18 protein-coding genes and 1 pseudogene are annotated in these 22085 nt (G+C 71.8%); 7 read left to right on the top strand and 12 right to left on the bottom strand.

What is annotated here, in order from left to right:
* Positions 1-176: 176 nt before the first annotated feature.
* Positions 177-1193 carry a glucose-6-phosphate dehydrogenase (coenzyme-F420) gene (fgd, locus tag ACILSK_RS22415; RefSeq protein ID WP_395729406.1) on the bottom strand — a complete coding sequence of 339 codons (1017 nt, stop codon included), beginning with the start codon at positions 1191-1193 and terminating at the stop codon, positions 177-179.
* Positions 1194-1373: 180 nt separating this feature from the next.
* Positions 1374-2132 (bottom strand): sulfite exporter TauE/SafE family protein, encoded by a 759-nt coding sequence (locus tag ACILSK_RS22410; protein WP_395729405.1) that lies wholly within the window; start codon positions 2130-2132, stop codon positions 1374-1376.
* 223 nt (positions 2133-2355) lie between these two features.
* Between ACILSK_RS22410 and ACILSK_RS22405 the strand changes: the two genes are divergently transcribed.
* Complete coding sequence (locus tag ACILSK_RS22405; RefSeq protein ID WP_395729404.1) at positions 2356-3525, top strand: acyl-CoA dehydrogenase family protein; 1170 nt, start codon at positions 2356-2358, stop codon at positions 3523-3525.
* 87 nt (positions 3526-3612) lie between these two features.
* Positions 3613-5871 (top strand): LuxR C-terminal-related transcriptional regulator, encoded by a 2259-nt coding sequence (locus tag ACILSK_RS22400; protein ID WP_395729403.1) that lies wholly within the window; start codon positions 3613-3615, stop codon positions 5869-5871.
* 54 nt (positions 5872-5925) lie between these two features.
* On the opposite strand, the gene ACILSK_RS22395 is transcribed toward ACILSK_RS22400, so the two are convergent.
* Positions 5926-6186, bottom strand: a complete 261-nt coding sequence (locus ACILSK_RS22395; protein WP_395729402.1) for a hypothetical protein — start codon at positions 6184-6186, stop codon at positions 5926-5928.
* Positions 6187-6539: 353 nt separating this feature from the next.
* Between ACILSK_RS22395 and ACILSK_RS22390 the strand changes: the two genes are divergently transcribed.
* The 3 genes from ACILSK_RS22390 to ACILSK_RS22380 all read left to right on the top strand — a co-directional run bounded on the left by ACILSK_RS22390 (position 6540) and on the right by ACILSK_RS22380 (position 9433).
* On the top strand, positions 6540-7682 hold the full coding sequence (locus tag ACILSK_RS22390; protein WP_395729401.1) for an Acg family FMN-binding oxidoreductase: 1143 nt from the start codon (positions 6540-6542) through the stop codon (positions 7680-7682).
* Complete coding sequence (locus tag ACILSK_RS22385) at positions 7679-8464, top strand: hypothetical protein (protein ID WP_395729400.1); 786 nt, start codon at positions 7679-7681, stop codon at positions 8462-8464. Before ACILSK_RS22390 ends, ACILSK_RS22385 begins: the two co-directional genes overlap by 4 nt.
* 174 nt (positions 8465-8638) lie before the next feature.
* Positions 8639-9433 (top strand): CPBP family intramembrane glutamic endopeptidase, encoded by a 795-nt coding sequence (locus tag ACILSK_RS22380; RefSeq protein ID WP_395729399.1) that lies wholly within the window; start codon positions 8639-8641, stop codon positions 9431-9433.
* A 9-nt stretch (positions 9434-9442) separates the two neighbouring features.
* Here the strand turns inward: ACILSK_RS22380 and menD are convergent, their stop codons facing one another.
* The 5 genes and pseudogenes from menD to ACILSK_RS22355 form a co-directional block, all read right to left on the bottom strand.
* Positions 9443-11110 (bottom strand): 2-succinyl-5-enolpyruvyl-6-hydroxy-3-cyclohexene-1-carboxylic-acid synthase, encoded by a 1668-nt coding sequence (gene menD, locus ACILSK_RS22375; RefSeq protein ID WP_395729398.1) that lies wholly within the window; start codon positions 11108-11110, stop codon positions 9443-9445.
* Positions 11111-11418: 308 nt separating this feature from the next.
* On the bottom strand, positions 11419-12561 hold the full coding sequence (nagA, locus tag ACILSK_RS22370) for an N-acetylglucosamine-6-phosphate deacetylase (protein WP_395729397.1): 1143 nt from the start codon (positions 12559-12561) through the stop codon (positions 11419-11421).
* Positions 12562-12707: 146 nt separating this feature from the next.
* The gene (gene nagB / locus ACILSK_RS22365) at positions 12708-13493 is read right to left on the bottom strand and encodes a glucosamine-6-phosphate deaminase (protein WP_395729396.1); all 786 of its coding nucleotides are present in this window, start codon (positions 13491-13493) and stop codon (positions 12708-12710) included.
* Between the two features lie 108 nt (positions 13494-13601).
* Positions 13602-14162 carry a PTS glucose transporter subunit IIA gene (locus ACILSK_RS22360; protein ID WP_395729409.1) on the bottom strand — a complete coding sequence of 187 codons (561 nt, stop codon included), beginning with the start codon at positions 14160-14162 and terminating at the stop codon, positions 13602-13604.
* Positions 14160-15764, bottom strand: a pseudogene (locus ACILSK_RS22355) (PTS transporter subunit EIIC); the annotation flags it as partial. The pseudogene ACILSK_RS22355 and the gene ACILSK_RS22360, both read right to left, overlap by 3 nt.
* A 197-nt stretch (positions 15765-15961) precedes the next feature.
* Between ACILSK_RS22355 and ACILSK_RS22350 the strand changes: the two are divergent.
* The gene (locus ACILSK_RS22350) at positions 15962-16705 is read left to right on the top strand and encodes a GntR family transcriptional regulator (protein ID WP_395729395.1); all 744 of its coding nucleotides are present in this window, start codon (positions 15962-15964) and stop codon (positions 16703-16705) included.
* Between the two features lie 102 nt (positions 16706-16807).
* Here the strand turns inward: ACILSK_RS22350 and arsM are convergent, their stop codons facing one another.
* Positions 16808-17587 (bottom strand): arsenite methyltransferase, encoded by a 780-nt coding sequence (gene arsM / locus ACILSK_RS22345; RefSeq protein ID WP_395729394.1) that lies wholly within the window; start codon positions 17585-17587, stop codon positions 16808-16810.
* A 58-nt stretch (positions 17588-17645) separates the two neighbouring features.
* Between arsM and ACILSK_RS22340 the strand changes: the two genes are divergently transcribed.
* Complete coding sequence (locus ACILSK_RS22340; RefSeq protein WP_395729393.1) at positions 17646-18023, top strand: ArsR/SmtB family transcription factor; 378 nt, start codon at positions 17646-17648, stop codon at positions 18021-18023.
* Between the two features lie 24 nt (positions 18024-18047).
* Here ACILSK_RS22340 and ACILSK_RS22335 read toward each other — a convergent pair whose 3' ends face one another.
* The 3 genes from ACILSK_RS22335 to ACILSK_RS22325 all read right to left on the bottom strand — a co-directional run bounded on the left by ACILSK_RS22335 (position 18048) and on the right by ACILSK_RS22325 (position 21865).
* Positions 18048-19007 carry a 3-carboxyethylcatechol 2,3-dioxygenase gene (locus ACILSK_RS22335; protein WP_395729392.1) on the bottom strand — a complete coding sequence of 320 codons (960 nt, stop codon included), beginning with the start codon at positions 19005-19007 and terminating at the stop codon, positions 18048-18050.
* Between the two features lie 81 nt (positions 19008-19088).
* Entirely contained in the window at positions 19089-20888 is a 1800-nt protein-coding gene (locus ACILSK_RS22330) for a bifunctional 3-(3-hydroxy-phenyl)propionate/3-hydroxycinnamic acid hydroxylase (RefSeq protein WP_395729391.1), read from the bottom strand.
* A 92-nt stretch (positions 20889-20980) separates the two neighbouring features.
* Positions 20981-21865: an alpha/beta fold hydrolase gene (locus ACILSK_RS22325; RefSeq protein WP_395729390.1), complete on the bottom strand. Its 885-nt coding sequence runs from the start codon at positions 21863-21865 to the stop codon at positions 20981-20983.
* Positions 21866-22085: the final 220 nt, after the last annotated feature.

The raw sequence follows: 22085 nt of genomic DNA, 5'->3' as shown, positions 1-22085 counted from the left end.
GACTTGCCGGCGATCACCGCACCGAAGAACGCGGCCTTGTCCTGCCAGTCGTACACCCGCTTCCGCGGGCCGGTCATCGATCTTGAAGACACGCAACACTCCTCAGTCAGGGTGTGTTGCATCGACCATATGAATCCAGGCGGTTCAGAACGGCCGCGAGCCCATGATCAACTGCGTCAGGACCCGACCCGCGCGCGCAGGCGCGGCAGGATCTCACTGCCGTACAACTCCAGGAACCGTTCCTGATCGTGCCCCGGGGCGTGGAACACCAGGTGCCGGAACCCCAGGTCGAGGTACGTGCCGATCCGCTGGACGTGCTCGTCGGGGTCGTCCGAGACGATCCACCGGGACGCCGCCTGCTCGATCGGCAACTCCTCGGCCAACCGCTGCATCTCCAGGGGATCCTCGACGCCGGCCTTCTGCTCCGGCTTGAGGGCCAGCGCCGCCCAGAACCTGGTGTCCTGCCGCGCGCGTTCCTTGTCGTGGTCGAAGGAGACCTTCATCTCCATCAACGTGTCGACCGCGTCGGGGCTGCGGCCCGCCTTCTCGATCCCCTCCTGCAGGGCCGGTAGCAGCGTGTCGGTGTACAGCGACGGCGCCTTGCCCGAAGTGGTGATGAACCCGTCCGCGATCCGCCCGGCCAGCCGGGTCGCCGCCGGGCCCGACGCCCCGATGTAGATCGGCACCGGCTGCGCCGGACGGTCGTAGATCGTCGCCTTGTCCGTGCGGTAGTAGGTGCCCTCGAAGGTCACCCGTTCGCCCGACCAGAGTTCCTCGATCAGGTTCACCGACTCCTTGAGCCGCGCGAACCGCTCCTTCTGTTCCGGCCAGGCCAGGCCCAGCGGAACCTCGTTCAGCGATTCGCCGGTCCCCACGCCCAGCACGATCCGGCCCGGGAACATCGAGCCGAGCGTGGCGAAGGCCTGCGCGATGACGCCCGGGTGGTACCGGATCGTCGGCGTCAGCACCGACGTCCCCAGGATCACCCGGGAGGTGCGGGCGCCCACTGCGCCCAGCCAGGGCAACGACGCCGGCGCGTGCCCGCCGTCGTGCCGCCACGGCTGCAGGTGATCGGAGATGAACACCGAGTCGAACCCGTGCGCCTCCGCACTCACGGCGATGTCGGCGAGCTCGCTCGGCCCGAACTGCTCGGCCGACGCCTTGTAGCCGAACCGGAACGGTGGTGGCGTCATCGGGGCATCCCTTCGATCGGGTGGGTGACGAGTTGATGGCGAATGACATCGAGCATGGCATCCACGGCCGGCAGCGCGACCGGGGATCCGAGTCGCTCGTCTCGCCCCGTCCCCGACCGGCCCGCGGCCGGCGAACGGTGTGCCGCCGCGTCCGTGACGATCCCGGGACGATCCCGGGACTCAGCTGGTGACGAGCTTGGCGATCGCGATCAGGCCGACAACGACAATGACCCCGCGCAGCACCGGCGGCGGCAGCTTCCGGCCGACCTTGGCGCCGATGAAGCCGCCGACCGTGGACCCGGCGGCGACCAGCGCCACGTACGGCCAGGCCGGCTCGGCGACGACGATGAACACCACCGCGGCGACCCCGTTGACCAGGCCGGTCAGCATGTTCTTCATGGCATTGTTGCGCTGCATGTCGGGGCCGCGCAGCGCCCCCATCAGGCCCATCATCAGCACGCCCTGGGCCGCCCCGAAGTAACCGCCGTACACGCCGCAGCCCAGGATGCCGGCCCACAGGCCCGGTCCCGGCTGCTCCGGATCCCGCATCTTCCCGCGGGCGGCCACTCGCCGGTTGATCGCCGGACCGGCCAGCACCAGGACCAGGGCCAGGGCGATCAGCACCGGCACGATCGCCTTGAACGCGGCCGGCGGCAGGACGAGCAGCAGCAGCGCGCCGGCGATCGCGCCGATCACCGAGGCGCTGCCCAGGATGATCAGCGACCGCCGCTGCCCGGTGAGCTCCCGCCGGTAGCCCCAGGCGCCGGTGAACGAGCCCGGGACCAGGCCCAGCGTGTTCGTCACGTTCGCGGTCAACGGCGACAGGCCGACCGACAGCAGCACGGGAAAGGTGATCAGCGTTCCGGATCCGACCACGACGTTGATCGTGCCGGCCCCGATCCCCGCCGCGAACACGGCCAGCGCCTCCCACCAGCTCACGCCGGTCCCTGCCCGTGTCGCCTGGCGGGTTCGCCGGCCGGGCCGCGGGAGCGGCGCCCCAGCCGATGGTTCACTCGCTGACGCTCGCTCACCCGACCTCCCAGCTCGCCCGGCCCACGCTGACCTACCGGGGCCCTGGGCACGATGCCACATCGGGTCCGCGGCCGGTGCGTACAGTCGCGGGCATCCAGCGAACGTCACACCCACCGCCGAGGAGGACCCGGTGCCGGCTCGCCGCCTGCTGCCCACCGACGAGGCGGTGGACCTGCTCAAACTCGTCCGGGAGATCGCGGCACGCGAACTGGCGCCGAGCGCCGCCGAACACGAGGCCACCGCCGAGTTCCCGCGTGAGATCTTCGCAATGCTCGGTGCGACCGGCCTGCTCGGCCTGCCGTACCCGGAGGACCTGGGTGGCGGCGGGCAGCCGTACGAGGTGTACCTGCAGGTCCTGGAAGAGGTCGGCGCGGTCTGGGCGAGCGTCGGCGTCGGGATGAGCGTGCACGTCCTGAGCTGCTTCCCGCTCGCTTACTACGGCACGGCGGAACAGCGCACGCGATGGCTGCCCGACCTGCTGGCCGGCGATCTGCTCGGCGCCTACTGCCTGTCGGAGGCACAGGCCGGCTCCGACCCGGCGGCGATGCGGACCACCGCCCGGCGGGACGGCGACGAGTACGTCCTGAACGGGGCCAAAGCCTGGACCACGCACGGCGGGCGGGCGGACTTCTACCTCGTCATGGCCCGGACCTCGGCCGACCGGTCCGGCATTTCCAGCTTCCTGGTGCCCGCCGACACCCCCGGCCTGACCGCCGATCCACCGGAACACAAGATGGGACTGACCGGCTCGACCACCGCCACCATGGTGCTGGCGGACGTCCGGGTCCCCGTCGAGCGGCGGATCGGCGAGGAGGGTCAGGGCCTGCCGATCGCGCTGGCCGCGCTGGATTCCGGCCGGCTCGGGATCGCCGCGGTGGCCACCGGCGTGGCCCAGGGCGCGTTGGACCGGGCCGTCGGCTACGCCCGCGAACGGCAGACCTTCGGCCGGCCGATCATCGATCACCAGGGCCTGGGCTTCCTGCTCGCCGACATGGAGGCCGCGGTGCAGACCGCGCGCGCCATGTACCTGCACGCGGCCCGGCTGCGGGATCAGGGCCTGCCCTTCGGCCGGGAGGCGGCCGTCGCCAAGCTGGTGGCCACCGACAACGCCATGAAGGTGACCACCGACGCGGTCCAGGTCCTCGGTGGCTACGGCTACACGACGGACTTCCCGGTCGAGCGGTACATGCGCGAGGCCAAGGTGATGCAGATCTTCGAGGGCACCAACCAGATCCAGCGATTGGTGATCTCGCGGTCGCTGCGCACGGACGACCGGGGAACCATCAGCCGAACGGGCTGACCCGGCCCGACACCGACGGGTCTGTCCGGGCCCGGGCCCGGCTGGCAGACTTCCTCGGGTGGTGGATCGGCCGCGGGTGACAGCGCGATGAGCTCCGACCGTCCCGTCGGTGCGCTGCTGACGATCAAGCGACGGATCCCGCCGGCCCGTCCGGGTGCGGTGCGTCGCGCCCACCTGGAACACCGGCTGCGGGCCGCCGGAACCCCGCTGACCGTGGTGGTGGCGCCCGCCGGCTGGGGCAAGACGAGCCTGTTGTCCTCGTGGGCGGCGGACCCCGGCGCGCCGACCCGGGTCGCCTGGGTCTCCCTCGACGAGGGCGACGACGAGTCCACCCGGTTCTGGACCTACGTGCTCCTGGCGCTGCGCGAGACCGACGACGAGATCGGCTCGGCCGCCCTGGACGCGGTGGCCGCGCCGGGGGTGGACCCGATCGCGCTGGCCCTTCCGCTGCTGCTCAACGAGTTGGCGACGTCCGACGTCCCGCACGTCCTGGTCCTGGACGACTTCCACACGGTGCACGATCCCCGCATCCACGAGAGCGTCGAATTTCTCGTGACCTACCTGCCCGCCGCGCTCCGACTCGTCATCGCCGGCCGCGCCGATCCGCCCCTGCCGCTCGCCCGGATGCGGGCCCGGGGCCAGCTGACCGAGGTGCGCGCCGACGACCTGCGGTTCTCGCTCGACGAGGCGACCGCGCTGGTCGGGACGGTATCGGGGGGCGATCTGGACCACGAGGAGGCCGCCGAGGTGTGGCAGCGGACCGAGGGGTGGGCGGCCGGCCTGCAGCTGGCCGGCCTCGCCCGCCGGGTCGGTGGGGCGCCGACCGGAGCCGCCCACCGCCACGGTGCGGATCGGCACCTGCTCGACTACTTTGCGGCCGAGGTCCTGCCGGCGATGACGGCGCACCAGCGGGACCTGCTGGTGGGAACCGCACCACTGGATCGCCTGTCCGGCCCGCTGTGCGACGCCGCGCTGGCGGTCACCGGCTCCGCCCAGGTGTTGCGCGAACTGGATCGGGCCGACCTGTTTCTGGTTGCCCTCGACGACGACCACGAGTGGTACCGCTGCCACCACCTGTTTCGCGACATCCTGCTGCACGGATCGGGTCGGTCGGAGACCGCCGACCGGGCCACGCTGCGGCGGGCGGCCGGCTGGTTCCAGGACCAGGGGCGCAACGACGACGCCGTCCGCCACCTGCTCGCCGCGGGCGACCCGGCGTCCGCCGCCGACCTGCTGGCGTCGTCGGAGCCGGTGTTCCTCTCCCGCGGCGGTGCGGCCGGCTTCCGCGCGCTCGGCGAGCTGCTCCCCCGGTCGGCGGTCGCGCCCCGGCTCGCCGTCAGCCTGGCCTACGCGTCGGCGACCAGCGGGCGCCTGGATCTGGTGCCCCACTGGCTGGACCGCTGCGACGAGGGCATCGCCGCGTCGACGGCCACGATTCCCGGGTGGAGCAGTCCGCCGGCGGCCTCGATGATGTTGCGAGCCGTGATCGGCACTCCTGACCCCGAGTCCGCCCGGGCCGTCGAGCTGTGCCGGCAGGCCGTCGAGCTGGAGTCCGCGGCGGGTGGCGATGGACTGCCCATCGCACTGGCCGCGTTGGGCAGCGCGCTCGCCCGGGACGGCCGGTTCGCCGAGGCGATCGACATCCTCGTCACCACCTGGCGCGATCGGGACTCCATGGCCTGGTCACCCGGCGTCACGCTGCAGATCGGCGGCAACCTGGGGCTGAGCCTGCTCGAACTCGACCGGGGCGCGGCCCTGGAGGCCCTGCTGCGCGAGGCGGTGCCGCTCGCCGACGACGCGGAACGCCGGTGGGGCCACGCCGCGGGTCCGCTGGTGGCGATGTTGCGACTCGTGCAGGGTCGACACGACTACCGCACCGGGGACGCCGAAAAGGCCCGGGATCGGCTCACCCGAGCCGCCACCATGGCCGAGATCGCCGCCCTGCGAACGTCGTTCGTCCTGGCGTTGGTCTTCCTCGCCGACGCCGAGCTCGGCTGCGGCGACCGGGCGGCCGCCCGGGCGACGGTGACCCGGGTCCGGGAGACCGTCGACGACGAGCCGGTGACCCCGTACGCGATGCGCCTGGTCGACCAGGCACAGACCCGGATCGGGCAGATCGCCGCCCGGTCGGCCCGGCGGTCCGGCGTGCTCGCCGAGGAACTGACCGATCGCGAGCTGTCGATCCTTCGCCTCCTGCCGGGTTCGGCCACCCAGCGGGAGATCGGCCGGGCGATGTTCCTGTCGGTGAACACCGTCAAGGCCTATAACAAGAGCCTCTACCGCAAGCTCGGCGTGGCATCCCGGCAGGATGCGGTGGTGGTCGCTCGCGGCCTGGGCCTGATCTGACCGGCGCGATCCGGGCCGGCCCGATCCGGCCCGATCCGACCGGCGCAATCCGATTCACCCGGGTCGCGGTTCGAAGCCGGGCGCCCCGCCGGCGACGGTCGTCATCGCCAGCACGTCGTACCCCGAGTCCCACAACATGATCATCAGTGCGCGGACCGCCGATTGGTCGACCCCGGTGACGGTCAACACCGTCCGGCCCACCGGGCGATCGGCCGGGCGCACCGACCGGACATCGAACCGGCTCTCGATCGTGTCGAGCACCGACCGGGCAACGCCGCCCGCGACCGTCAGCTCACAGTTTCCGGTCACGTTCACCCCCATCGGTCCCTTCCCACTCCGCCGTCTCCGCTGCCGCCCAGCGTGCCCGAACCCTGGGTGGCTCCGCTGCACCCCAGGGCCCGAATCACCCGGGTAGGGATGCCGACATCGAGGGTGCCTCGCGGCGCGACCGGCCCGGGTACCCCGGGTACTCCCGACCGGGGGGTGATGCGTCGGCACCCGGCCGCGGTCGATGGTCGAGCACAGCCGGCGACGGCCGACGACCACTCACCGACACCCTGACGAGGCGGCACAGGATGATGACAGCGACGAGAACGGTCCGGCCGCAGCCGGACTCCCCCGACGGATCGGCGGGCGGCGCCCCACCGGCCGGCTGGTCCCGACGAAAGATGCTGCGGGCATTGGGCTTCGGTGCGGCCACGGTGGTCGTCGCCGGGGCCGGCGCGCTGAGCTACCGGGTCTTCGACACCGCCGTGCTCGACCCCGGCGGCGGTGACGCGTACGCCCCCTGGCGGTCGTGGCGGGACACCCCGGGCCCACTGGGGGCCGTCGCCGCGGCGGTCCTGGCCGCGAGCCCGCACAACACCCAGCCGTGGATCTTCGGCGTCGGCGCGGACGCCATCGACGTCTACGTCGACCGCACCCGCACGACCGGCACGGTCGACCCGTTCGGGCGGGAACAGTACGTCGGGCTGGGTTGTGCGGTGGAGAACCTGGTGCTCGGCTGCCGGGCCCGCGGGCTGGCGCCGTCCGTCGCGTGGGTGCCCGACGGTGCGGACGGCGACAGGGTGGCGCACGTCGCCCTCACCGCCGGCCCGGCCGTGGCAAGCCCGCGGTACGACGCGATCGGCGAGCGGCACACCAACCGCGGACCCTACGACGGCCGGCCGGTGCCGGACGACCTGCTGGCCTCGCTCGTCGACGACGACCTGCCGTCCGGGATCGCGGTGCGGTGGATCACCGAGGCGGGCGCCCGGGCGGCGCTCGGCGGCCTGCTCGTCGACGCGGCGACGGCACTGACCGCCGACGAGCAGCAGTCCACCGACGGATTCGTCTGGTTCCGAGGCAACAACGACGAGATCCAGCGGTACCGGGACGGTCTGGTCCTGGACGGTCAGGGTCTCGGCCCCCTGACCCTGGGCGCTGCCAAGCTGCTGCCGGCCTCGTCGAGGACTGCCGGCGACCAGTTCTGGGTCGAGCAGACCCGCACGGTGCACACGGCGACGGCCGCGGCGTACGGCGTCATCACCGCCGCCCACCCGGACGAGCGGCGCACCCAGCTGGACGCCGGGCGCCTGCTCCAGCGGATCCATCTGGCGGCGACCGTCCAGGGAGTGGCCCTGCAGCACATGAACCAGGTCACCGAACGCATCGACCGGGAGGCGGCCACCGGGGCGGTGCCCACGTTCGCGCCCCGATTCGCCGCGCTGGTGCCGGACGGCGGCGCACCGCTGCTGACGTTCCGGGTCGGCTATCCGGTGCGGGCGGGGCGGCCCACTCCGCGTCGGGACGTCGCGGAGGTGACCCGATGAACGATCCGCTCGAGGTGGCGTCACCGTCGTCGCGGGAACCGCTTCGCGGCGGCCGATTGATCGGGGCGCGCCAAGAGGGCGGCAGCGCGAACCCGCCGACCGCCGACCCGGCGGCGCACCGGCACCGGTGGGTCGCCCGGCTCGGGCTGGCCGGCAGCGTCCTGGGCGTGATCGCCGGCGCAGTGCAGGCGGCCGTCGGGTCGCGCATCCCCGAGTGGACCGGGGCGAAGGCGTCGCCGATCGCCCTGGGGCTGCTCACCGTCGCGCTCTCGGCGGTGGCCGGCTGGGCGGCGTGGCGGCAGCGCGGTCCGCGCCTGTCGGTGGCCGGCCGGGCCGCCTGCGCGCTGGCCCTGGCCGGGCCGGGACTGTTGTGCCTGAGCACGGCCGGGCGACTGTGGTACCCGTCGGCGCTGCTGATGGTCATTGCCGGCACGATGACGATCGACAGCTGGCCGGACACGGCGAAGATGCTGGCCGTCAACTGGTTCCGGATCCTGCTCGGCGCGCTGGGCGGGTGCCAACTGCTGATGGCGGCCGGTGCTCCGCCGGCCCTCGCCCTGGTCGGTTTCGTCGGCGGTGTCTCGTTGATCGCCGCGGCCGGCTGGCGGTCGGCGTCGAGGTCCGTCATCGCCGGGTTGATGGTGGTCGGCATCCTGCCGTTCGCGATCCTTGGCTGGGCCGGGATCGGCCCCCCGTTGGTCGCGGTCACCGCGGCGCTGATCGCCGTTCCGGCCCTCCGCGACACGGCGGAGCGACCTGCAGCAGGCGGTGGTACTCGATGAGCAAGCGAATCATCGACTCTCGTCGGTCCGGCCGAGCCGGAACGGCCGAGCCTGCGAGGCGTTCCGGGAGGGCGGGCAGATGAACGAGCGTCAGCGAGCGAATCCTCAACACTCTCGTCGGTCCGGCCGAGCCGGAACGGCCGAGCCTGCGAGGCGTTCCGGGAGGGCGGGCAGATGAACGCATCCGCGGAAGCAGCGACACCTCAGGCGCCGCAGGCGATCCGGTCGGCCGCCAGTTGGCTGCGGTTCGGGCTGGGCTTCACTGTCCTGCTCGGCGTGCTGCTCGGCACGGCCGAACTCGACCCGACCGGGCGCTACGGCCTGGTCATTCTCGCCGCCGTGCTGGTCACCGCACTGGTCGTCGAACGGTTTCTTTACCGGCTCCCACCTCGGAAGGCGCTGCGCCGGTTGGGCTTTGCTCGACCGACCGGTCGCTCCGTGCTCACCGCCGGCGTCGTCGGCGGGCTCGTGCTGCTCGTCTACCCGCTCGCCACCGCGGTGACCGGAACGAGCGTGCAACTCCGGCCCGATTGGCCCTGGCTGCTGGTCGGCATCTTCGCCTTCCACGGCCTGGCCGAGGAGACGGTCTGGCGGGGCTACGCGTACCGCCGGCTGCGAGCGGGGCGATCATTCGGTGCCGCGGTGCTCTGGACGATGCCGCTGGTCGCGGTCGCCCACCTGCCCATCTTCATCACGTCCGGCCCGGTGGTGGGATCGGCCACGTTGTTGGTCGCCGCGGTCACCTCGCTGCCGTTCGCCCACCTGTTCGACATGGGGCGCGGCACCATCTGGGCACCGGCGATCCTGCACACGGCGATCGACAGCTTCAAGCTGGTCATCGTCCCGGCTGTGGCAGTCACCACGTTCTCGCTGCTGCTCGCCGCCGTCAGCATCGTGGTGCCGCTGCTGGCCCTGGCCGTTCCGCGCGGCAAGGTCGATCGGTCGGTCTCGGGCGGACCCGATAGCTGATTCGCCGCGCTACAGGGCCGCCCGGACCGCCTCGGTCAGCCGCGCCAGCGTGGGCGCGAGGTCGGTTCGGGAGGTCCGCACCTCGATGACCTGTACCCCGCCCGGGTTCGGCAGGGCGGCGGACAGCTCGTCGGCGGTGCGGGCCACCGTGTGCCGGTGCCCGAAGGCACCGACCGCCGCCACCAGATCGGTCCCGTGGGGCGTGCCGAAGACGCGCTCGAAGGCGTTCGCGTGCGCGTCGGCGCCCGGTTCGAGGGTGCCGAAGATCGCGCCACCGTCGTTGTTGCTGACCACGATCGTCAGATCCGGCCGCGGCTCGTCCGGTCCGACGGCCAGCCCGGTGAGGTCGTGCAGGAAGGTCAGGTCGCCCATCAACGCGACCGTGGGGCCGTCGTTGGGCCCGGCGGCCAGCGCCACCCCGATCGCCGTGGACACCATGCCGTCGATGCCGGCGACTCCCCGGTTGGCGACGACCCGCAGCCCGTCCCGGGCCCGCGTGGACAGGGCGAGGTCACGTGGCGGCTGCGACGAGCCGAGCACCAGGGTCGACCGCGCCGGCAGCAGTGCGACCAGCTCTCGGGCCAGCCGCGGCGAGGCGGTCAGGTCCAGCCCGCCGATGACGTCGGCGACCGTCTTCCCCGCCACCGCGTCGGCGTCCCGCCATTGCGCCGCCCAGCCGTCGTCGGGCAGGTCGGCCAGGTCGGGCAGGCCGGCGGCGACCGTCCGCGCCGAGCCGGCCGGATCGGCGTACGCCCCCGGGTGGGCGACCACGTCCACGGTGACCCGGGGATCGGCGAGCAGCGCCTGCACCGGCCGGAACAGCGTCGGCCGGCCGAGCACGATCACCCGGTCCGGCCGGGCGCCGTCGAGGAAGACCGGCGCCGACAGCAGGTGGATGCCCGATGCGAGCGCCCGGCCGCCGGCGGCCCCGCCGGCCTCGCCGATCACCAGGTGCCCGGCATCGGCGACCAGCGGCGCCCACGGGTGGGTCAGGTCGGCGACGAACAGCACCCGCTCGCCGGGCTCGGGAGCCGGCACGGACGGAGCGTCCGCCAGAACCTGCGCCAGGGCGCCGGTCCAGGGCCCGGTCCGGCCGATCAGCGGCTCCGGCCAGTCGGACGTGGAGTCCGGCAGCAGGGGTTCGGTCAGGGGCACATTCAGCTGGGCCGGTCCGGGCGGGCCGCCACCGGCTCCCACGGCCGCCGTCCAGGCCCGATCGGTCATGGACCGCCAGTGCGCCTGCTGCCCGGCCCGGGTTTCGGGCACCGCGAACTCGTGGAAGTGCCGGAGGGCATGGCCGAAGATCCGGTGCTGGTCGATCGTCTGGTTGGCCCCGACGTCGCGCAGCCACGGCGGACGGTCCGCGGTCAGCACGATCAGCGGCACCTGCCCGTGCGCGGCCTCCAGGACGGCCGGGTGCAGGTTGGCGACGGCGGTGCCGGACGTGGTCACCACCACCACGGGTCGGCCCGATCCCCGGGCCAGGCCGACGGCCAGGAAACCGGCGGTGCGCTCGTCGATCCGCACGTGCAGCCGCAGCCGGCCGGCGGCGTCCGCCTGGTGCAGCGCCAGGGCCAGCGGTGCATTACGGGAGCCCGGCGCGAGCACGGCCTCGGTCAGGCCGCACGCAAGGAGCTCGTCGACGAGCACCTGCGCCAGCGCGGTCGCCGGGTTCATCGCCCGTCCGGCCCGTCCACCGGCGACCCGGCATTTCGTTCGACACCCACAGCGGGCCATTGTGACCGATCGCCGCACCGAGCCGGAACTGTCGCCGGCCGGGCGGGCACTCCCGCGAGGGGAGCGGCTTCCGCGGGATGGCGGCGGGGATGGCCCGGGCGGCGGCGCCGGATCCGCCGCGGGCCACGGAACGAGCGCCGACGTGCCACTCTCCGACCGCCTGGATCGATTCCGAACGGCAGAAAGTGGCACGTCGGCAGTGGTCTGCGGTCGGACGGCGGTCAGACCGGGCGACCGGCCTTCGACCGTCAGACCGGCCGGACCGCCCACGCGCCGCGGTTGAGCACGCCGGTCACGGCCAGGCCGTCGTCCAGCACGACGAGGTCCGCCGCCGCCCCCGGCGCCAGCGTGGGGTCGGGCAGGCCGAGCACCCGGGCCGGGTTGACGGAGGACTGGCGGACCGCCGCCGCGACCGCATCGGCCCACGGCCGGCCGCTGTGCGTGACGGCGTACCGGAACACCTGATCCATGGTGGCGGTGCTGCCGGCGATGGTGTCGGTGCCGGCCACCCGGGCGACCCCACCCTGCACGTCGACGTCCAGGGCGCCGAGCCGGTAGGCGCCGTCGGCCATTCCGGCCGCGGCCATCGCATCGGTGACCAGGCTGACCCGGTCGGGACCGACGTTGGCCGTGACGTCCCGGTACAGCGCCGGGTGCAGGTGCACGCCGTCGGTGATCATCTCCACGGTGACCCGCGGGTCCTCGATCAACGCGATCACCGGGCCGGGCTCGCGATGGTGCACCGGCCGCATCGCGTTGAACAAGTGGGTGGCCACGGTGGCGCCGGCGTCGATGGCGGCGAGGGCCTGTTCGTACGTGGCGTCGGTGTGCCCGATCGCGGCGACCGCGCCGGCATCCACGATTCGCCGGATCGCCGCCGGGCCACCGTCCCGTTCCGGGGCCAGGGTCACCATCCGGATCGCGCCCCGACCGGCGTTCAGCACCCGATCCAGCTCGACCGGATCGGGGTCACGCAGCGCGGCGGGGTCGTGCGCCCCGCACCGGCGGCCGGACAGCCACGGCCCCTCCAGGTGAATGCCGGCCACCAGTCCTTCCTGGACCTGCTCGGCCAGCACCTCGACCTGCCGCAGCAGCTCGTCGGGGTAGGCGGTGACCAGGGAGGCGATCATCGTCGTGGTCCCGTGCCGCCGGTGCAGCTCGACCGCCGCCTTGCTCGCGGCCACCGTGGCCTCCGGGAACGCCCCGCCCCCACCCCCGTGCACGTGCATGTCGACGAATCCGGGGACGATGGTGACCGCACCCAGGTCCCGATCGGCCGGGCGAGGTGGCGCCCCGGCGCCGAGGGCCCGGACCCGACCGTCGGCGATCTCGATCCATCCCGACCGGAGCAGCTCGGCTCCGGTGGCGATGGTGTCGGCGGTGATCAGCATGGGAACGGTTCCTTCTGTTGAAGTTGATCATGGCGTTCTCTGCTCGACACACCGGCGACACGCCGACGGTCCGGCAGAGAACGCCATGATCAACTTTGTGAGGGCGGCGGGGGAAGGCGGGGCGGGAAGGGGGGTGGGACGGGGGGTCAGATGCCCTGCCAGGCCGGCTTGGCCTGGTAGGTCTCGCGGTAGTAGTCGGCCAGCTGCAGCCGGCTCGCGGCGGCCCCGTCCAGCAGGACGGTCACGTGCGGATGGTGCTGCAGGATGGTCCCCGGCCACAGCGCGCTGACCGCGCCCTCGACCAGATGGTGTACCGCCTCGGCCTTCTGCGGGCCGGTGGCGACGAGCACCACGTGCCGGGCCGACATGATCGTGCCCAGGCCCTGGGTGAGGCAGTGGGTGGGCACCGCGTCGACGTCGCCGCCGAAGAACCGGGCGTTGTCGATCCGGGTCTGCCGGGTCAGCGTCTTGATCCGGGTGCGGGAGGCCAGCGAGGAGCCCGGCTCGTTGAACCCGATGTGCCCGACGGTGCCGATGCCCAGGATCTGCAGGTCGACCCCGCCGGCCGCGACGATCGCGTCCTCGTAGGCCGCGCAGAACGCCGGGATGTCGGTGGCCAGGCCGTCCGGACCACGGACCGCGCCCGGGGCGAAGTCGACCCGGTCGACGAAGTCCTTGTGGATGACGTTGCGGTAGGTCTCGGGGTGGTCGGCCGGCAGGCCGACGTACTCGTCCAGGGTGAACCCGCGGGCCTGGGCGAAGCTGACCCGGCCGGCGGCGTACCGGGCGGCCAGCTCGTCGTAGATGGCCAGCGGTGACGACCCGGTGGCCAGGCCCAGCACGGCGTCCGGCTTGCGCTGCACCAGGCTCTCGATGGCGTCGGCGGCCAGCGACCCGATCGCCGCGGTGTCCGGGAGAATGACGATTTCCATTGACTTCCTCAATCTTTGAATCGACTAGGACTGTGGGCAAGAGACTGGGGTGACAGGACTGTCGGGTGGGCCGCCGGCTCATCGGCCGGCGGCCCACCCGGGGTTCGGCTAGCCGTTGACGACCAGCAGCAACTGCGCGGCGCAGAGCTCCCCGCCGGCGGCGACCAGGTCGGCGACGACGATGTCTTCCGGCTTCTTCTCCATGACCACCACGGGCACGATCGGGTTGCGACCGGCGGCCACCACGGCGGGCACGTCGTAGGTGATGACGGGCTGGCCGACCACCACCCGGTCGCCGACCGAGACGTGCTGGGTGAAGCCCGCTCCGTTCAGCTGGACCGTGTCCAGCCCGAGGTGCACCAGCACACCGACGTTGTCGTCGCTGACGATGATGTACGCGTGCGGGAACATCTGCAGCACCTTGCCGGTGATCGGGGCGACCGCGTCGACGATCTCCCGTGGGGGATCGATCGCCGCGCCATGACCGACGATGCCCTGGGCGAAGGTCGGGTCCGGCACCTCCGACATGGGCACGGCTCGTCCCTGGACCGGAGCCAGGATCGGGGTGCTGCCGGCGGTCCGCACGACCGGCGGTGCGGGCGGAGCAGCGGGCACCGCGTCGGCGACGGGTTCATCGACCGGTGCGGCCACCGGCGCGGGACCGGCCATCGCGTCCTTGATGTCGTTCTTGAGCAGTTCGGCCTGGGTCCCGAAGATCGCCTGCACGTTGTTGCCGACCTCGATCACGCCGGCCGCACCGAGCGCCTTGAGCCGGGGCTTGTTGACCTTGTCCTTGTCCGCGACCTCCATGCGGAGCCGGGTGATGCAGGCGTCGACATTGACCAGGTTCTCCCGGCCGCCGAATGCGGCGATCAGCTGCTCGGCCTTGGTGCTCGCCTTCGTGGCCACAGTGGACCCAGCGGTGCCGCCGCCGATGGCGGACTCGATGCCACCGGGCACGACCACGGCACCGGGGGCGTCCTCGAGGTTGGCGGCCTGCTCGGCCTCGAACTCGTCCTCCGGCTCGCGACCCGGGGTGCGCAGGTTCCACCAGCGGATGACCAGGCGGAACAGGAAGTAGTAGACCGCGAAGAAGATCGCGCCCATCACCAGCAGCATCCAGACGTTATTGGCGGCCGGAGCGGTGCCGTAGAGCAGGAAGTCGATGAGCCCGGCCGAGAACGAGAACCCGAGGTGGATGTCCAGCATGTACGCGATGGCCAGGGACAGACCGGTCAGCACGGCGTGCACGACGTAGAGCGGGAACGCGACGAACATGAACGCGAACTCGAGCGGCTCGGTGACGCCGGTGAGGAAGGCGGTGATGGCGGCGGCGCCGAGGATGCCGAAGGCGATCTTCTTCTGCTTCTTGTTGGCCATGTGGATCATCGCCAGCGCGGCGGCGGGCAGACCGAACATCAGGATCGGGTAGAAGCCGGAGGTCAGCAGCCCGGCGGTGGTATCGCCGGCGGCGAAGCGGCTCAGCTCGCCGGTGACGACGGTGCCGGCCGGGGTCTGGTAGTCGCCGTAGATGAACCAGACGTAGGTGTTCAGGATGTGGTGCAGGCCGAGCGGGATGAGCATGCGGTTGGCGAACCCGTAGGTGAATGCCCCGAATGCGCCGGCACCGCCGATGAACTCGCCGACGCCGGTGAGACCGGCGTTGAAGATCGGGTAGAAGTAGCTCAGCGCGAAGCCCATGACCAGCGACGCCACCGACACCACGATGGGCACGAACCGGCGCCCGCCGAAGAAGCCGAGATACGAGGGCAACTGGATCGTGTGGTACTTGTCGAACAGCACCGCGGTGACCAGGCCGACCAGGATGCCGGCAAAGACGCTGTAGTTGATCTGGGCCTGTGCCCCGGCGACGTCGACGACGCCCTCCAGGACCACCGGCGACATCGTCTTGAAGACGGCCTCGATGACCAGGTAGCCGGCGGCGGCGGCCAGCGCGGTGGAGCCGTCGGCCTTCTTGGCGAAGCCGATGGCCACGCCGATCGCGAACAGCAGCGGCAGGTTGGCGAAGACCGCCCCGCCCGCGGCGCTCATCGCCTCGAAGAACGGTCCGATGACCGGGGTCTGGATGCCGCCCAGCAGGTCGGGCTGGCCCAGGCGCAGCAGAATGCCGGCGGCGGGCAGCAGGGCGATCGGCAGCATCAGGCTCTTGCCGAGGCGCTGCAACTGCGCGAAGCCGGGGATACGCAACCCGGACTTCTTCTTCGTCGCCTTCGTCGTCGGCGCGACGGTGTCGGTCTTGACGGTACTCATGGGCGTCCTCGCACGGGTCGGTCCTTCTGTGTGGGCGGGGCGGATTGATCACTGTGAATTGGTGTAGACCAACTGACTGGAGATAGATTGGCATAGACCAATCCGTTCGTCAAGGGCTTCGCCTTGATTGGTCTATGCCAATCTCGATAGGGTCACCACCAGCAGCGGGGCCACCCGCCGACGAGGGGACGAGCGACGTGGTGAAGGTGCCGAAGTACTTCCAGGTCAAGAGCCAGATCCTGGCGTTGATCGCGGGCCTGGAGCCCGGGTCGCCGGTGCCCACCGAGCGCGAGCTGGCCGAGCGGTTCGGCACGTCCCGGACGACGGTGCGGCAGGCGATCGCCGAGCTGGTGGTGAACGGGCGGTTGGAGCGGACGCAGGGCCGCGGCACGTTCGTCGCCCAACCCAAGCTGATGCAGGTGCGCCAGCTGACGTCGTTCTCCCAGGACCTGCAGGAGGAGGGCTGGCGGCCGGGCAGCGTCGTGCTCTCGATCGACGAGCGGCCGGCCGACATCGATGTGGCCCGGCACCTCGGGATCGCTCCGGGTTCCATCTTCCATCGGGTGGAGCGACTGCGGACGGCCCGGGAGGAGCCGATCGCGCACGAGATCGCCCACCTCCCCGGGCCCCTCCCGGGACTGGACGGTCACCTGGCGGCCCTCGGGTCGCTGTACCGGACGCTGCGGGAGGTGTTCGGCACCGAGATCGCCGCCGTCGAGGACGTGGTCGAGACCGCCCTGGCCGACCCGGTCGAGGCCTCCTTGCTGGGGGTCGACACCGGGTTGCCGATGCTGCTGGTGCATCGAACCGGGTGGGCCGAGAACGGGCAGATCGTCGAATGGACCCGATCGGTGTTTCGCGGCGACCGGTTCCGGTTCGTCGCCCGGCACCGGCTCGGCGATGACGTGCCGCTGCCGGCCGCGGCCCTGGCCGGGTCCTGACGCCGGGCCGCACCCGCGCGGCGCGGTCAGCGCCGCCCGTTCAGCGAGGCCCGGCGCGGTCGAGCCGGCGGACCACGACACGGATCCGCCGGCGGAGGGCCCTCAGCCGACCGGGACCGGCTTGCTGGCCCGAATGATCGGCGCGTGCATGCCCGGCGCCACCTCGTGGGTGAACGTCACCTCGGCGTCGACGAACCCGGCCTGGGCGAGCCCGGCCAGGTACTCGGCCCGGGACAGGGCGCCGGCGATGCACCCGCCGTAGGAACCGCGGTCGGCCCGGTCCGCCGCGGACAACCGATCCTCGGCGACCACGTCGGAGATCCCGATCCGGCCGCCCGGGGTCAGCACCCGGAACATCTGCGCCAGCACGGCCGGCTTGTCCACGGACAGGTTGATCACGCAGTTGGAGATCACCACGTCGACCGCGGCGTCGGGCAGCGGGATGTCCTCAATATGCCCCTTGATGAAATCGACATTCGCCGCACCGGCCTCGGCCGCGTTCCGCCGCGCCAACTCGAGCATCTCGTCGGTTATGTCCAACCCGTAGGCGAACCCGATGGCGCCGACCCGCTTCGCCGACAGCAGCACGTCGATCCCGCCGCCCGAACCCAGGTCCAGCACCCGCTCGCCCTCCCGCAGCTCGGCCACCGCCAGCGGGTTGCCGCACCCGAGGCTCGCCCGGACCGCCTCCGCCGGCAGGTCCGCGGTCTGGTCCGGCTCGTACCGCCCGGCCCCGAGGGGCGCGCCGGCATCGTCCAGCACCGTCGCCCCGCACCCACCGCCGCAGCGGTCCGCATCGACACCGGCCTCGGCCACCGTCAGCGCCGCCTTCGCGTAGCGGTTCCGCACCTGTTCCCGCAGATCCTCGCCCATCGTCGACATGCCGCCGCCTCCAGATCGTCGCATCGACGCCTGTCAATGCGTGTGCCAGACTGGGGTGGTGACCACGACCAGGACCCGTCCGGTGCTGACGTTGACCGACCTCGCGGCCTGCTGCAGCCCGACCACCGGGCGGGTGCTGGGCCAGTCGGAGGCCGAGCGGCTGGCCGGAGTGCTCAAGGCGCTGGCCGAACCCAACCGGCTCCGGCTGGTCTCGATGATCGCCGCGAACGATGCCGCAGGCGCAACCTGCGTGTGCGATCTGATCGAACCGCTGGGACTCAGCCAACCCACCGTGTCGCACCATCTGAAGGTGCTGACCGACGCCGGGCTGCTGGCGCGGGAGCAGCGCGGGAAGTGGGCGTACTACGCGCTGGTGCCCGCCGCCCTGGCCGCCGCGGCGGCCGCGATCACCCCGGGCCCGGCGGCGGACGGGTAGCCGAAGCTCGTCGACTCGGCGGCGTCAGCTGGTCGCGGGTCCATCGGCGCGAGGCAGGGCGGTGGTGACGCTGAACCCGGCGATGAACTCGGGAATGGGACGGTAGTAGCGGTAAGTGATGTCGTACGGGCCGGTGGTGGACAGGGCGGCGTACGCGGCGATCCAGTTGCGGATCTCCTGGCCGGACTGCCCGCCCAGTTCCTTGATCGACTCATTGGTGTAGATGTCGATCGCGTCCAGGTCGTTGGCGGCGAGCTGGTCCAGGAACGTGTTGTCCCAGGAGGGGTTGAGGGCCTTGAGGTTGCCCTCGCCGGCGGCGAACCGCTTGGCGGCATCCAGCACATTGGCCCGCCGCTTCGCGGTGGCCTCGGCCGATGGATGCCGGCCGGCGATCAGGCCCTCGACGACATGCGCCGGTGCGGTCTCCAGGGTCGGCACCGGCGGTTCGTGGGACAGCCCGCCCGAACCGATCAGCAGGACCCGCTTGTCCAGCCCGGACAGATACCGGCCGATCGCCTCGCCCAGCCGGCGGACCCGGGGAACCGGAGTGAAGGGCGGGGCCACCGAATTCACGAAGAACGGCACCGTCGGAACCGTATCCAGACCGCCGAACAGGATCTCCAGCGGCTGGACCATGCCGTGGTCGACCTCCATCCGCAGGGAAACGGCCAGGTCGACACCGGCGTCCAGGACGGCCTGGGCCAGGCCCTGCGCGACGGCCCGAGGGACGTCGAGCGGGCCGGCGGTGGAACCGAAGTCGCCGATCGAGGTGGCGTCCAGCCCGATGCAGAACTGCGGCATCAGCTCGTAGAAGAAGCCGTTGTAGTGGTCCGGGCCGAAGACCACGACGAGTTCCGGGTCGTACTCGGTGACGAACGTGCGGGCGGCGACGAACGCCGTTTCGACGTCGGCCATCAGTTCCGCGGGCGGCTCGGCGACATCGAGCAGCGGGCTGTGCGACATCGCAACCAGGGCAAGGGTCATGACGATCTCCTCAGATGGGTGGCGGGTGTGGTGGCGCGAGACTGTCCGGGGCAGTGAACGGTTCGATGCGCTTGCGGCCGTTCAGCCGGCCGTGACGACCTCGGCAGTGACGACCTCGGCAGTGACAACCCCGGCGATTTCGGACGCGCCGCGGGTGGTGACCCGGTCGACGCCGTCCTGATGGTCGCCGGTAGCCAGGTGCAGGGCGTCGGCCAGGGCCGCGACGACGGACGAGCCGTGCTGGGCCAGGGCCGCGGCGCCGACGTACCGGTCGGGACGGATCAGCACGAAGCCGACCGGGTGGGAGTCGAACCACGACTTGAGCTTGCCGGTGGGGTCGCCGACGACGGTCACCTCCAGGTGCTGCCGGGGGTCGTCCGCGACATGCTTGGCCGGCCCGCCGGTCTCGGTCGGAGCGTCCCAGTGCAGCTGGGTCGACGGGCGGACGCTGACCAGCTTGACCCCCAAGGCGGTCAACGTCCGGAGGGCGGGCCGGTCGAACACCTGGCGGGGGTCGTTGCCCCACACCAGCACCGAGAACCACGGTCCGAGAACATCGTCCAGGAGCACGTTCTGCTCGGTGCGGGTGTCGACATGAGGTTGCGGGAACATCGATCCCACCGGGGAATCGGCGGCGGCCGGTCCGACCGCCTCGACCAGCGCGCCGACGTGGAACCGGGGCTTGGGCTTGTACCGGCCCTCGGCGATCCACTTCTTCGCGGCCGGCACGGCGTTCAACGCGGCGGCGATCCGGTCGCGGGTACCGGCCACGAGCTTGTTGGTCGGGGACAGTATCCGGCCCATCGCGACCGAGACGTCGATCATGGCCTTGGCGTGGTCGCGGCGTTCGGTGTCGTAGGTGTCCAGCAGGGCGTCGCCGGCGATGCCGCGCAGCACCGCGGTGAGCTTCCAGGCCAGGTTGGTGGCGTCCCGGACTCCGGAGTTGTAACCCTGGCCCTGCCAGACCGGCATCAGATGGGCGGCGTCCCCGGCGATCAGCACGTGGCCCCGGCGGAACGCGCCGGCGATCCGGGCGTGCAGGGTGTACACGCGCTGCCGGATGACGTCGACGCCGGCCGGGTCGGGCACGTGCCGGGCGAGCAGCCGGTGCACGAAGTCGGCCTGCGCCACCTCTTCGTCGGTTTCCTCATCGAAGATCATGTACTCGAACCGGCGGACGCCGTGCGGCAGGCCGATGGACACGAACGGGCGGACCGGGTCGGCGCCCAGGTAGGCGTTGGGGGTGCCCAGCGGGTCGTTGCGCAGATCGATCACCAGGAAACGGGTCGGCGACGTCTGCCCCTCGAAGCTCACCCCCATCGACTTGCGGACGATGCTGCGACCGCCGTCAGAGCCGACGAGATACCTTGCTCGGATGGACTTCTGACTTCCGTCGGCCAATTCGACGGTGGCGGTGACCCCGTCGGTGTCGTCGGTGTATCCCAGCAGGGTGTGCGAGAAGAGCACGTCGACATCGTCGAACCGGTGCAGGGCGGCGAACAGTTCGGCGTCGACCGCGGGCTGGATGAACCCGTTGCGCCGCGACCAGCCGAAGTCCTGCGCGCCGGGGGCGACGTTGGCCAGTACCTGCCCCTTGCCGTTGATCATCCGCATGATGTGTTGCGGCGTGGTGTGCGGCAGCACGGCGTCGACCACGCCGGCCGTCTGGAACGTCCGCAGCGACTCGTCGTCCAGACCGACGCCGCGCGGATAGTCGATCAGCTTCTCCCCGGCCTCGGTCAGGGTGGTCCGGATGCCGTACCCACCGAGCAGGTTGGCCAGGGTCAGCCCGACCGGGCCGGCCCCGACGATCAGCACGTCGGTGTCGAAGGGCCGGGCGGTGGAACCGTTCGGCGGCAGAGCGGGCGTGGAGGTGGTCATCGGGTGGTCCTCGGCGTCAGTGGCGGGTGGGGGAATGGCAGATGGGGTGCAGCGAGCGGCCGCACGGGGCGGGGCGAGCCGCGCCGGGCGGGTCAGCGGGCGAGCAGGAAGTCCAGGTGAATCCGGTCGAACGTCTCGGTGTCCTCGTACTGCGGCCAGTGACCGCAGTTGTCCATCACCGCGAGCTGCGCACCGGGGATCAGTGACGCGATCCGCCGCGCCTCGGCGACCGGACCGGACGGGTCCTTGGTGGTCCACAGCACCAGCGCCGGGGCCTGGATCCGGCCCAACGCCTGGTCGGTGAGCATGTTCCGCCGGCGGATCTCCGGGTCCTGCAGGGCCATGTTGGCCTCGCACGCGGCCAGCCAGTCGGGCTGCTGGAAGATCGCCTGCCGGGTCTTGATCAGATCGTCGGTGACCATGGTCGGATCGGCCATCAGCCACTCGAGGCGGGCCTTCACCCGCTCCCACGACGGATCCTTGGCCGCCTCCATCGACAGGGTGTACAGACGATCCATCACCTGCGGGTTCGCCATCGTGCCGCCCATCGTGTTCAGCACGATCCGTTCCACCCGCTCCGGGTGATCGATCGCCAACTGTGCGGTCACCCAGCCGCCCAGGGATTCCCCGGTGAAGGAGGCCTTCTGCACCCCGATGGCGTCCAGGAACGCCAGCACCTGCTCGATGTAGTGCTTGACCTCGAGCGGGTGGTCGGGCTTGCTGCTGTAGCCATGGCCGATGAAATCGATGGCCCAGCAGGAGAAGTGCTCGGAGTGCGAGCGAAGGTTCCGGACGTACGCCTCGGCGTGCCCGGTGATGCCGTGCAGCATGATCAGCGCCGGCTTGCTGCGGTCCCCGGCGTGCAGGTAGCGGGTCCGGTAGGGGCCCGCCTGGATGAAGCCCTGCTCGAACTCCACCTCGCGCAGGTCGGACCACACGCTGGTGAACGGGCGGGGGCTGGTGGGCGTCTCGGTCACGACTCGCTCCTCATCGACGGTGCGCACTCATCTCGACCATGCGGACGGCAAAGTGTGCGATATTCGGTTGCCTTGTTGCGATAAGTGAACATCTTCGTGCGGTCATGTGTCAAGACCTCAGCGAGGTTGAGTTCGCCACCGCGCGGGCGGGGACCGGCGGCGGGCGGTCACGAGCACGACAATGCCCGGAGGCCGGGTGGCCTCCGGGCTCGTCGAGCAG

Source organism: Nakamurella sp., assembly GCF_044224575.1.
GTDB lineage: Bacteria > Actinomycetota > Actinomycetes > Mycobacteriales > Nakamurellaceae > Nakamurella.
The sequence above is the reverse complement of the archived record's forward strand: the minus strand, read 5'-3'. Positions and strand labels throughout refer to the sequence as shown.